This is a genomic window from Porphyromonas sp. oral taxon 278 str. W7784 (genome assembly GCF_000467855.2).
Classification (GTDB): domain Bacteria; phylum Bacteroidota; class Bacteroidia; order Bacteroidales; family Porphyromonadaceae; genus Porphyromonas.
Window position 1 is genome coordinate 18635 of sequence record NZ_KI259257.1, and the last position, 12092, is coordinate 30726.

The 12092-nt window shown below is 52.8% G+C and carries 10 protein-coding genes and 1 tRNA gene; 10 read left to right on the forward strand and 1 reads right to left on the reverse strand.

Annotated features, from left to right (window positions below):
- Window positions 1–301: 301 nt before the first annotated feature.
- The 3 genes from HMPREF1556_RS06405 (at window position 302) to HMPREF1556_RS06415 (ending at window position 3463) form a co-directional block, all read left to right on the forward strand.
- Window positions 302–1210 carry a DUF3078 domain-containing protein gene (locus tag HMPREF1556_RS06405; protein WP_021667570.1) on the forward strand — a complete coding sequence of 303 codons (909 nt, stop codon included), beginning with the start codon at window positions 302–304 and terminating at the stop codon, window positions 1208–1210.
- Window positions 1211–1448: 238 nt separating this feature from the next.
- Window positions 1449–1730, forward strand: coding sequence for a cupin domain-containing protein (locus HMPREF1556_RS06410; RefSeq protein ID WP_021667571.1), 282 nt, complete (start codon window positions 1449–1451; stop codon window positions 1728–1730).
- Window positions 1731–1747: 17 nt separating this feature from the next.
- Window positions 1748–3463, forward strand: coding sequence for a DUF438 domain-containing protein (locus HMPREF1556_RS06415; protein ID WP_021667572.1), 1716 nt, complete (start codon window positions 1748–1750; stop codon window positions 3461–3463).
- Between the two features lie 116 nt (window positions 3464–3579).
- Here the strand turns inward: HMPREF1556_RS06415 and HMPREF1556_RS06420 are convergent, their stop codons facing one another.
- The gene (locus HMPREF1556_RS06420) at window positions 3580–4269 is read right to left on the reverse strand and encodes an outer membrane beta-barrel protein (RefSeq protein WP_044125358.1); all 690 of its coding nucleotides are present in this window, start codon (window positions 4267–4269) and stop codon (window positions 3580–3582) included.
- 481 nt (window positions 4270–4750) lie between these two features.
- On the opposite strand from HMPREF1556_RS06420, the gene HMPREF1556_RS06425 reads away from it, so the two are divergent.
- The 7 genes from HMPREF1556_RS06425 to HMPREF1556_RS06450 all read left to right on the forward strand — a co-directional run bounded on the left by HMPREF1556_RS06425 (window position 4751) and on the right by HMPREF1556_RS06450 (window position 11993).
- Window positions 4751–7138, forward strand: coding sequence for an outer membrane beta-barrel family protein (locus tag HMPREF1556_RS06425; protein ID WP_021667574.1), 2388 nt, complete (start codon window positions 4751–4753; stop codon window positions 7136–7138).
- A gap of 150 nt (window positions 7139–7288) precedes the next feature.
- Window positions 7289–7804: a hypothetical protein gene (locus tag HMPREF1556_RS08895; RefSeq protein WP_021667575.1), complete on the forward strand. Its 516-nt coding sequence runs from the start codon at window positions 7289–7291 to the stop codon at window positions 7802–7804.
- 36 nt (window positions 7805–7840) lie between these two features.
- Window positions 7841–8413 (forward strand): hypothetical protein, encoded by a 573-nt coding sequence (locus HMPREF1556_RS06435; protein WP_021667576.1) that lies wholly within the window; start codon window positions 7841–7843, stop codon window positions 8411–8413.
- Window positions 8414–8904: 491 nt separating this feature from the next.
- Window positions 8905–9396 carry a DNA-binding protein gene (locus HMPREF1556_RS06440; RefSeq protein ID WP_021667578.1) on the forward strand — a complete coding sequence of 164 codons (492 nt, stop codon included), beginning with the start codon at window positions 8905–8907 and terminating at the stop codon, window positions 9394–9396.
- Window positions 9397–9889: 493 nt separating this feature from the next.
- On the forward strand, window positions 9890–11065 hold the full coding sequence (locus HMPREF1556_RS06445; RefSeq protein ID WP_021667580.1) for a hypothetical protein: 1176 nt from the start codon (window positions 9890–9892) through the stop codon (window positions 11063–11065).
- Window positions 11066–11092: 27 nt separating this feature from the next.
- On the forward strand, window positions 11093–11245 hold the full coding sequence (locus tag HMPREF1556_RS08685; protein WP_021667581.1) for a hypothetical protein: 153 nt from the start codon (window positions 11093–11095) through the stop codon (window positions 11243–11245).
- Between the two features lie 672 nt (window positions 11246–11917).
- Window positions 11918–11993: transfer RNA gene (locus HMPREF1556_RS06450), tRNA-Gly, on the forward strand.
- Window positions 11994–12092 lie beyond the last annotated feature (99 nt).

Consider the following 12092-nt stretch of genomic DNA (forward strand, 5'->3'; position numbering starts at 1 on the left):
TCGTCAAGACGACCTACCGTAGATCCCTTTTTGCCCCTCCCGAAGAGGGTGAATGAGACCGCCTGTATCAGGGGCTCTAAACCTTGGGATGCACTCAGGAAAACGGGGGAATGAGTCAGGGCACTTCTTCGCCGTCACACCGCCTTCGCTAGCACCGCCAAAATGCGGGGAAATGATCGAAGGGATAGCGCCAGGATGCTTCCAAGGTCGTGGGGAGGATGCTCAGCCCCTTCCGACTACCTGAAAATGTGTATTTTTGCCCCCGTAAATCATTCAATTTTATCAATAATCGGACACAGTAATGAAGAAATTTCTTATCCTTTTCTCCCTACTCCTCTCGGTGGGTCGTGTAAGCGCTCAGACGGAAGCTGCCCCTCAGGAGGAAGCTCCCAAGGCGTGGAAGTTCTCCGGCGTCTCTGGCCTCAACCTTGCCCAGACCTCTCTGACCAACTGGGCTGCCGGGGGTGAGAACTCTGTCGCTTGGAACCTCTATCTCAATGCGTCAGCTAACTATAAGAAGGGAGCCTGGAGCTGGGACAATGCCCTGGTCACCGACTTCGGGAAGACCTTCACCTCGACGAATAAGTGGCTCAAGAGCGTCGACAAGCTCAATCTGAGCACCAAGGTCGGTCGCTTCGTGAGCAAGCACTGGAGCATCTCTGCCCTCGGTGACTTCCTCTCACAGTTCGACCGTGGCTTCGATGCCTCGACGAACCCCAACATCGCAGGGAACAAGGACAAGTACATCTCTACGATCTTCGCTCCCGGCTACCTGACCCTCGCTATCGGGGCAGACTACAAGCCTAACGACGACTTCTCCCTCATGCTCTCTCCTGCTACGGGCAAGATGACCTTCGTCTTCGACAAGAAGCTCTCCGACGCAGGTGCCTTCGGTGTCACCCCAGGTAAGAAGGTGCTCGCTGAGCTCGGTGCCCTAGCTGTAGCTAACTACAAGCGTAAGCTCGCTGAGAACATCAACCTCGTGACCAAGCTCACCCTCTTCACCTCGTACGACAAGAACTTCGGGAATATCGACGTGAACTGGGATATGATGATCGCCTTCAAGATCAATAAGTTCCTCTCCACGACGCTCACGACGAACCTCGTCTACGATGACAATATCAAGACCCGTGACGATCAGGGCAACATCCGTGGCGCTAAGGTACAGTTCCGTGAAGTCCTCGGCCTAGGTCTGGCCTACAACTTCTAAGCGCTCCTCAGACGAGCGTCTAAGTCGCTTTAAACAAGGGCTATCCCACCGAGTGGGATAGCCCTTGTTGCTTATCTCGGGGAAGCTCATCGTGTGTCGGGTAGGAGAATAGCCAGAAATTTGTTTTCTTTACAATGAAATATCGGCTTTGGATAGATCCGCACGGATAATCAAGAAAAACCGATTATTCCTAAACATTAAAAGTAAATAACTCACCTACTTAGTCTCCATAATACCTATGCTTGGACAAGAAATCTCCGAATTCGGACACATCCTCAGTAACGACCAGCTCTCTGTCGTACACGTAGACCTCCCCAAGGGGAAGAAGATCGCCCCACACGACCACAAGGGGCAGGACATCTTCTTCAGTGTCGTCAAGGGACAGGTGAAGGCCACCCTCAACGAGAGCGAAGAGCACACGCTGAGCCCCGGTACACTCCTGCGCTTCGACGGCGACGTATTCATCGGCATCGAAGCCCTCGTAGATAGCGAGTTCTTCGTCTATCTCATCAACCTCTAATCCCCCCATCCTCCGCCATGGAACAAATGAAAGACAACCTCCCTGAGGTAGACATGGAGAAGCTCCGCATCGTCCTAGATGTCAAGGAAAGATACCTCAGCGGCGCCCTCCCTCTCGATGAGGCACGTGCTATCCTTAGAGAGCGAGTGAAGACCCTGCGCCCCTATGAGATCGCTCTCGCCGAACAAGAGCTCAAGACCTTCGAAGACGACGAGTGTCGCAAGGAAGATATCCAGCAGATGATGGTCCTCTTCCAGGATGTCCTCGATAGAAGTCGTCCCGACCTTCCCGAAGATCACCCCATCATGTGCTACATTCGTGAGAATGATGCCATGCGAGGACTTCTCAAGCAGGTCGAGGAGCTGGCGCAGTACCCTGTGATCAAGAACCAATGGCTTGAGCTCTACGACGAGCTTCACAAGCACCGCCTTCACCTCTCCCGCAAGCAGAACCAGCTCTATTCGATCCTAGAGCGCAAGGGCTTCGACCGTCCCACCACGACGATGTGGCTCCTCGATGACTTCATCCGTGATGAAGTGAGGGATGCTCGTAGGCTACTCGAGGAAGACCGAGAGGAGGAGTTCATCGCCATGCAGCCTGTGATCGTCGCCGACATCCTTGACCTAATCGAGAAGGAAGAGACTGTGCTCTATCCCACATCGCTCGCTATGATCCGCCCCGACGAATTCGAAGAGATGAAGGCGGGCGACCGAGAGATCGGCTTCGCTTGGATCAAGGTCGGAGCTGGGAATAGGACAGAAGAGTCCAAGAAGCCACTACCCGCCACCGAAGCTGCTGGCTTCGCTAGCGATCTAGCAGCACTCCTCGGTAAGTATGGCTTCACAGGAGGGTCCACCCCAGGGCAACTCCTTGAGGTAGCTACGGGACAGATGACCCTCGAGCAGATCAACCTCGTCTACAAGCACATGCCCGTGGATTTCTCCTATGTCGATGAGAACGAGATCGTACGTTTCTACACCGACACAGACCACCGTGTCTTCCCTCGGAGCAAGAACGTCATTGGGCGAGATGTGAAGAATTGCCACCCTCGCACCAGCGTGCATCTCGTCGAAGAGATCATAGATAAGTTCCGTCGTGGCGAGCAGGATGAAGTCGACTTCTGGATCAATAAGCCAGGGCTCTTCATCTACATCTACTACGTCGCTGTGCGTGACGAAGAGGGTCGCTTCCGTGGTATCCTCGAGATGATGCAGGATTGTACCCGCATCCGTAGCCTCGAAGGTTCCCGTACACTCCTCTCATGGGACAAGAGTAATAAGGCAGCTTCGAAGCACTCAGACGCTCCATACTCCGCTCCAGCAACCACTCCCGCCCCCGAAGCACCATCCACCACGGACAAGCAAGCCGAAGGAGAGAGCGAATATGTCTCTTGCTCCTGCATGAAGGGAGCGAGCCATGCGCCCAAAGCCCCTGAAGCTCCCCAAGCCGAAGCAAGCACTTCTACCCCCGCTGTCGAAGCATCCGCCCCAGAGAGAGCGAAGACTGCTACCGAGATCACCGGAGCAACTCGCCTCAAGGATCTGCTGGAGCAGCACTCTTGGCTGAAAGCTAAGCTCCCCGAGATCAATCCCGCCTTCAAGATGCTCTCTACGCCACTAGCCCGCATCATGATCCCCAAGGCTACCGTGGCGATGATGAGCGAACGGAGTGGTATGCCCCTCACCGAACTCATCGCACAGCTCCAGCGAGTCATCTCGGAGCATAAGGGCTAACATCCCCACAACTCCCGACAGAAGAATAGAGGCTCACCCGACACATTGGTCGGGTGAGCCTCTATTTTATCCTTAGGAGACTTGGTGCTCCTATTTAGGAGAGTTAGGCGCTCCTATTAGAACTGGTAACCGAGCGTGATATAGCCAGTCAGGAAGCGTGGCGTACCGTCGGTGACATAGTAGGGAGTACCGAGGTTCTTCGCTACAGACTTCGTCAGGCTACCATCGATACCACCACGGAGTGAGAACTGCTTGTACTGATACATCAGGCTCGCACCGAGGCCGACTTCAAAGCGGTCGAATGCCTTCTCCTTATACAGGTCGAGGCTTGTCCCCTGCTCGGGCTTAGCTGCATTGACATTCTTGCCATCATTAGTCAGCTTGGCGGAGAGACCATAGGCTAGATAAGGAGCGACATTGAAGAAGACTCGGTGATCATCTCCGATAGTGAGGAGCTTAAGCGAGACTTCCAGAGGTAGCTGAAGGGCATAGTTCTGGATCTTGACGTTCTTATACTCCGGCTCGATCACGTTCTTCTGACCCTCGCCACGGCCAATGACATAGAGACCTGGGTTGAATGAGAAGATCGTGTTCTCGAAGGGCAGAATGACACTAGCACCGACACGGAAGCTCTTAGTCATGACACCAGTGTCGCCATCATGATTGACACCGAGCGATGTGATGCGAGACAGCGTCAGACCAGCTTCTGCACGATAGCCGATCTTACCAAGGTCCTGAGCCGAGAGGCTAGTACCCAGAGCCAGCAGAGCGCAGGCTGAGGCAACAAGATTCTTGAATAGCTTCATTTTGTACTGTTTAAATAAATGGATTGTTAAGCCACGCACCCGCTGGATCCTTAGAGAAGCAACCTCGGCATAGCCGATCACGATCCTTGGTTTAAGGTGGATCATCTCGGGTGGTCTCGACGGGACGGGCTACGAATGACACGCAAATATACGTAAAACCACCCATACCCCCTTTCCCTTTTTCTTACTCTAAAGTTCCCCGTCGCTTGAAGGAAGCCCTCCCATTACCCGATCAGGTCGCGCGCATTACTCGCTAAGTTGGGATCAAGAAGCTATCACCCTCGCTGGCATCACTTATCAAAGCCTCTGCGATTACTTGTAGCGTTTACGACCATTACTTGTAATAGCGTCGAGAATTACGGGATAAAAGGGGACAGAAATTCTATATTTCTGTACATTTGTTCAGATTCTAACGCCTAAAGAGGTCGAAGTTCACCTCCCCTCTGAAGGACAATACTCCTCCCATCACAAACTAACCGCCATGAATCGATTCATCCTACGCCTGCTCCTTTGCTTCATTAGCGTCAGCTATAGCGTGTCAGCCAGAGCCCAGCAGAAGGTCACAGGGCGGATACTCGACGAACATCGAGGAGCGATGGACGGCGCAGTTGTCCTACTCATCACGACACCTCAGGGTGTCCTAGTCGAATCCACTCTTACCGATGATACGGGAGCCTTCTCCCTCCTTCCCCGTGAAGGGGACTTCCTTCTATGTATCCGTTCGCTCGGATATAAGGAGGTTAAGCAAAGGATCTCCTGCACTCCGGGTCTGCGCCTCCCTGATATCCAGCTCGAGCCAGAGGAAGTTTCGCTCAAGGATGTCGTAGTCACCGCCCGCAAGTCTCGGCCGATGACTAGTACCTCCCACGGCAAGATACAGATCCATGTAGCCCAGTCTTACCTCACCGATATCGGTAATGCGCTGGACGTCCTCAGGCATGCTCCAGGTATCTCTGTGAGTAATAAGGGGGAGATCTCGCTAGCCACCATCGGCGGAACTGCCGTCTATGTCAACGGCAAGAAGCTGATGCTCCAGGGTGAGGAACTTGCAGCCTACCTACGCTCCCTCTCGTCATCGAAGATCGCTCGTATAGAGACTTCCCCCAGCCCTAATGCAAGCTTCGGGGCGGATGGAGCCGGTGGCATCATCAACATTGTACTGAAAGCCTCGGAGCACTCCGGCTTCTTCCTCACCACTTCACACAGCATCGCCTACTGGGATCACCTGAAGCAGAGCTCCGACCTAGCCCTATCCTACAACACAAGTAAATGGCAACTCGGGCTCAACTACAGCCACAGCCTCGGCCACCATGGGATGAGGTACGGCTACGAGAAGGTACAAAACGGCGACAAGAGCCTGTCAGAGACCATCGACACAGACAAGCGGAATACCTACGCTACGGGTATCGACTTCTCGTGGCAAGTGGCACCGAAGAGCAAGTTCTTCGTAGGGAGCTCGGTGAATATCCTCTCTGGCCCCGGTGAGACCAATACCACGACCCTCCTCTATAAGGGGATGACGACGCTCGATGGTCGCCTCAAAGCCCGCAATAACTATATCGAGCAGAAGACCCTGCGGTATGCCAATAGCCTCAATTACCTCTATCAGCCCTCCGACCGACAGCAGCTCTCCCTCACACTTGACTGGACACGCTTCGACGGGAAGGCACGCTGTGACCAGCCCAACGACTACTATTCGCCCTCCGATCAGCTCATTCGCTCCGACGTCTTCTATTCGCAACCCGAGAAGGATATCGATATCTACGCCCTACTAGCGGACTACAAGCTCCAGACGAGCACGCAGTCTGAGTGGCTTCTGGGGGTGAAGGCCTCCCACATCGCTAGCGATAATTCCTTCCTCTTCAAGAAGAACGGGACGCTCGATCCACAGCGCTCCAATCGCTTCCGCTACGATGAGCACAACATCGAGGGCTACACGCAGTACACTCATACCTGGGATCGCTTCGAACTCAGTGCTGGTCTTCGGCTCGAGTACATGCATACCCAGAGCGAACTTCGGGCACACACCTCTCAGGCTACGGATCGAAGCCGTGGGGATCACCTACGACTCTTCCCCAACCTCAGTCTATCCTACTCGATCAACGCAAAGAATAAGCTCGCCCTCCTCTATAGTCGCCGACAGGACAAACCTAGATACGAGGACCTCAATCCCTTCGAATACCTGCTGGATGAATTGACCTACTGGAAGGGGAATCCCTTCCTCAAGCCTCAGATCAGCCACAAGTTCATCCTCAACTATCTGTGGCGTGACCTGTCGCTTAGCCTCTACTATAGTAAGCTCAACGACTACTTCACCTCCCTCACCGATGTACTCGGCCCTGACAAGACGGTCATGACCACGAAGAATATTGGGACACAGCAGCAGGTCGGACTCGAAGCCGTCTTCTCCAGACGCCTCACTCCGTGGTGGGACTTCAGTACCAACCTGGGCTTTTATTACTTCGCTAATCAGCTCCATTACGAGACCTACCGGCAGGACTATCGGCGTCCCTCATGCTTCCTCTCCACCAGCAATAGCCTCCTTCTCCCGCTGGGGATCAACCTCGAGCTATCAGCTCGGTACTACTCTGCACGTCAGGGAGGGAGTTATGAGGTGAGCAAGCCGACGGGTGGTATGGATATCGGGCTCAATAGGAGCTGGCAGAGCGGTCGTCTTCGCCTGTCGCTCCTGATGACAGATATATTCCACACCGAGCGCTGGGATAGCTACGGCACGAAGGATGCTCTGCAACTCGCCTCCTGGGGCTATGGTGAGAGTCGTAAGGTCAGCCTACGGCTCAGCTACAGCTTCGGCCGTCAGCGCTTCAATAAGGTCGAGAAGCAGCTCGAGGAGCACAATCGACTCTAGCCCGATCTCAGGGACTTCAGGGCTTAGCGTCCTATAGGCTGGAGGCTCAGCTCCCTCTACGCCTTAGCTCCCTAACTGCTCTCCCCGATGCCATCTCTATAGATCCTCCGATAGAAGGGCTGTCGGGGGGAGCGAATTAGCTATCTTTGGATGAGCTCACTAATAAGAACTTCGGGCTACTTCTCCGAAGAACTGAGAGCTAATTACATGATGAAGAGCATCCAATATTCCTTCCGCTACTCGGGATGTGTGGTGATCATCTCCGCTCTGGGACTGATCGCTCTCGCTTTCCTTGTTTATTTCCTCCTCTTCTCTATAGGTATCACCGTCTACACGCTCATAGCAGTGACGGCGGTAGCGGCGCTCATCGAGCCCATCGTCTCGATGCCCGTCAGACTCAGCTACGACGGAGAGCGTGTCGTGCTACGACGCCTGCTCACCTCGAAGACCTACAGCCACGCCGACTATCACATAGAGGTAGTCACGGGACTAGAGCTCAGCGGCGGGCTACGTCTCTTTGCCTCGGGCGGATATTTCGGCTTCACGGGGCTCTTTTGGCGCCCCAAGATGGGTCTCTATAGGCTCGTCCAGACGGAGTCTACTCGCACCTACCTCAAGATCACTAGGCGGGGCAAGAGGCGCTCACTCTACATCGCCTACCGCTAGACAGAAGAAGTACTCCCCGATCCTCTATAAAATTCCATGTCGAAGACCATCAATCCCCTGCAGTCGTTCTTCCATGCGCAGCCCGCTCTAGCAAATATCCTAGGAGTTGCCTTTCTACTCTGCGCCCTTTCTACTCAGATCGTTGCCCTCCGTAGAAGTAGCTTGGCCCTCCCTCACCTCATATATAAGACGGGGGTGGTCGAGAGTTGGCGAAGCTCTGGCAGAAAGCTCCACGATGCCCACCTCAAGATCGCGGGCGATCCTACCGTCTACACCACCGAGTACTTTGGAGGATGGCACAATCTTCAGCACAAAGCGGAGAGGGATGAAGAGGTAGAATTCTACACACTTCCTGAAACAAGCTCTACGTCCTCAGGTGAAACGCCCTACTTTGGGCTGAGCCGAGCGGGGCATCCTCGGCTAAGTTTTTGGATTTTCTTCGAACTCCTGCACGCTCAGTACACTGATCTGATCGTCCCGTGGGGGTTAAGTTTCTTCGGTCTTCCGCTATTCAACCTCAATCTGGTACGCAATCGGGCTCTTCGGTCAGTCTCTGCCTGCGTCGTCATCCTATCCTTCCTCCTTTTCTTCTTGGTCATCTTAGCCTAGACACCCCATCCTCGAGCAGGGCGTCTTCCTTGATTCGCATGCTCGTCTGCCACGGTGAAGCGATTGACTTCAGTATATTGAGTCCAGCGATACGGCTTATCCCTCCCTGCTTTTCTATTCATGAGCGGGGCGACATCCCGCTAGGCTCCTCCTTGTCATTCGAAGGGCGCTTCCCACCGATAGTATTTACGCTCGGCGCCTTCGACGCCTCCACTCCCCTTCAGCCCATATCTCGGAGCTAGATCGAAGGGCGTGACGCCCCCGATCTCCTATGTTCTACCCCCGACCTACCGCCTCGAAGCGCCATAGCTACGGCTTACCGGGGCAGTAAGTACAGGAGAAACAGAGCGATAACACACATTAGAGACCGAAAAAGTACATTTTGTCACTTTTAGGACTTCAGCCAGACAGGGGCGATCTACCTTTGTAGTGTCCTCAAGAGAAGAGGTACAAAAAACACGTTTTACTCATCATTTATACTAAATGTAATCATGGGAGCAATCAATCCGATGAACTATTCGCTCAGCGAAAGAAAACTAAAGATCGGCAAGCAGGCCGGTAAGACCGTACGTATCGCTCGTGCTCGCGTCCGTGGCCGCGTCTCGTTCGCCCGCTTCTGCGACTTAGTCGCTGAGCACACGACCTTCAACTACATGGAGGTAGCCTCTATCCTCAACCTCTCTGCCGATATGGCTCGGGGGCTAGTGGCCGGTGGTGAGACCGTCGAATATGGACGTCTCGGCTGCTTGTGCCCGAGCCTCAGGAGCAAAGCGGTCGCCAAGGAGGTCGACTTCAACGCTACCACGCACATCCTCGGTGCTCGTGTCCTCCTGCGCCCCAATAGATCCTTCTTCAAGCTCAATGATGTTACCTTCGAGCGTATCGAGCCTAGACCTCAGAGTAAGAAGAAGGGCAAGAAGAAAGACAGCACAACTCAGCCTCCCAACCATGGTAGTGAGGGTGGCGGTCACATAGGAGCTTAGCCCTCATCCTCCGCCCACCCACCGGCGCTCAGCAAGTGAAGCCCCCGACAAGAGCAAAAGACTCTTGTCGGGGGCTTCTTCTCTTTGCTCGCATCTGTCAGGTAGCCCAGGGGAGCATGGCAGGTAATCGGGCGGGAGATATAAAGAAATCGAGAAATAGATAAATATAATCACCCCATAGATGCAACTAAAGGCGTGCGAATGGTTATTTTTTGTAACTTCGTGTTGCAATTGGAAACGGGATATAGAACTACAAGAGAAAAGATCGAGGATGGCCCAATCTTTATCTTCCTCTCACTCTTTTATTTACTCTGCTAGGACGATCAAGTTTTCTCTATTGCTATGGTTATGCTCTACTCCTATCAGCAGTCCCAAGTGGATCGGAGGAGTAAGCAACCTACTCACATGGAGTGATCCTAGGAGTATTGTGCCAAGCTGTATAGTACAAGTACTCTGAAAACGCAATCATACAGCCGTTATTAAACAACATTCAATGAAGAAAAGTATTTTGATGCTTGCTTCGCTGGCCCTGCTCAGTGCGTGTAACAAGGAAAGCAATGAGCCAGTCGTACAGCAGGAACAGAAGGCTAACGACGGCCTAAGCATCTCTATCAGCGGACAGATCGACCTGCCAGAAGAGATGGCTCGTGGTCTGGAATTCCAGGCTTTCCCTGGTAAGGATGGGGGCACTTCCTACAAGCCCTACTTCAAGACCGGCTCAATCCCAGCCCTCGTATGCTTCTACAACGACGACGGGAAGACAGGTAAAGAAGCTCCCTACGTGATGCGTGAGATCTCTCTCGACGTAACTAGTCTCAAGGGTGCAGATGGTCGCTGGCACAGCTCCTTCTCCTTCAAGACCGACCAAGGTAGAGATGGAACTGGCTTCTTCCAGGATCACCTCAAGATGCAACCAGGTGGTCACAAAGACCGCAAGCGAGTTTACACCGACCCCGAGGTACTCCGCATGGCACTTGTCGTTGGGTTTGAGACCTATGCTCTTCAGCAATCAGACAACTGGGGCACCGCTGACATCACCCCTAGCCTTACAAATTACTCTGTCGGGCAAGAGATGGACCTAAGCAAGGAGATTAACTACTGGGTATCTCAGGATGATAATTCGACCATCACTCGCCCTATCTTCGTAGCCTATGAAGTGAAGCCTTCGGGTGTAGGTGATGGGAAGATCGGCTTCTCTAACGTAAAGCTCAGAATGCTCGGCTCAATTATCAAGGCTAAGATCACCAACAATGATTACAAGGATCACAAGATCATCGGTCTAAGAGTGGATGGTGTAGGTCGTGGTGACCTCGTATTCGGAGCTCCTGACCGCAATGAAGGCGATCAAGATGGTAAGAATAAGGGTGTATTGATCCATCCTGCAGTAGTTCAGAACCCTGGCACTGGTAATCATCCCCAGCGATACGTAACCACTACGTTCAGCAAGGAGGTGCGAAAAAAAGAGCTTAAATCAGGAGACTCAATGGATGTGACGGTTTACCTACCGCTGAACAAGACGACTTCAAATGGTAGAAACGAAGGTCCTATCTTCCACGTCCTCTATGAAAGTAGTCCAGGTACCACTAAACCAGGTGACGGCCAGAAGCTCAAGCCTCTTAAGCGTGATGGACTGATCGTATCGCACGAGTTCAAGATCAAGCGAGGATAATCCAAACCCACTAAGCACACAAGAACGATGAATATAGAACAGAAGAAAGAGCGCTACGAGCGTCCCGAAGCTGCTTTCCTTGAGCTCGAAGGGACTCAGGATATCCTAGTCAGCTTCTCCATAGGTGGGGATATCGAGGACATTGAGGATGGTGGTGACTGGAATAGTAATATTATCTAAGTCATCCACTACAGCCAAGAGCCTCATATAGCTCAGCTACGATAAGCCCAAGCGACTCAGAGTTCACTCCGAAGACAGCCGTCAGGAGTGATGCTCTGAGTCGCTTCTTTTATGCTCCTATCCCGTCCTGTCCCCTCCTATCTCAGTTCACACTGCCATAGCCACACCGTACGAGGGAGCACCCTTCTCTCAACTCCGCAGTGCCGAGTACAGTCACATCGACCATGAACAATAGGAGAATGCACCTCCCCTTACAGCAGACGGAAAGACTCATTACCCGACACGAAGAAGCCCCCCAAAGCTAATGTAGGAGTGGATAAGCCCACAGCGGCCCCCCGTTGCACAAGCATTTCTCCACACCACATCAGGCAAAGAGCTAGGCACCCAATCTCACTCACCCTCAGGAGTACAGGGTACGCCCTCATTAGGCACATATAGAGATGGGTAGAAGTTATTGATAACTAACTCATCTCCCCAAACTAGTATCGAGAGAAGGAGCTGATCTAAGGCACAGTTTAGCCCTTGATCCTCGTCCAGCCACTGAGCAGTTCAGGGGACGGCAGAAGGAGATGATGAAAGAAATTTCACGGGAGATTTGGTCAATTCAAAAAGTCATCGTATCTTTGCAACGCAAAAGAGAAAGGCAAACCACTCTGAAAGCAAAGTTGACATGCGGAAGTAGCTCAGTTGGTAGAGCATAACCTTGCCAAGGTTAGGGTCGCGGGTTCGAGTCCCGTCTTCCGCTCCAATAGGTTTCCATAGTTTTGATGTGTATTTGTTTGATGAGGCATTCTAAGATTCACTAAGGTGATCTTGGGATGTTTCTCGCTTTTATGGGGTAGCCATC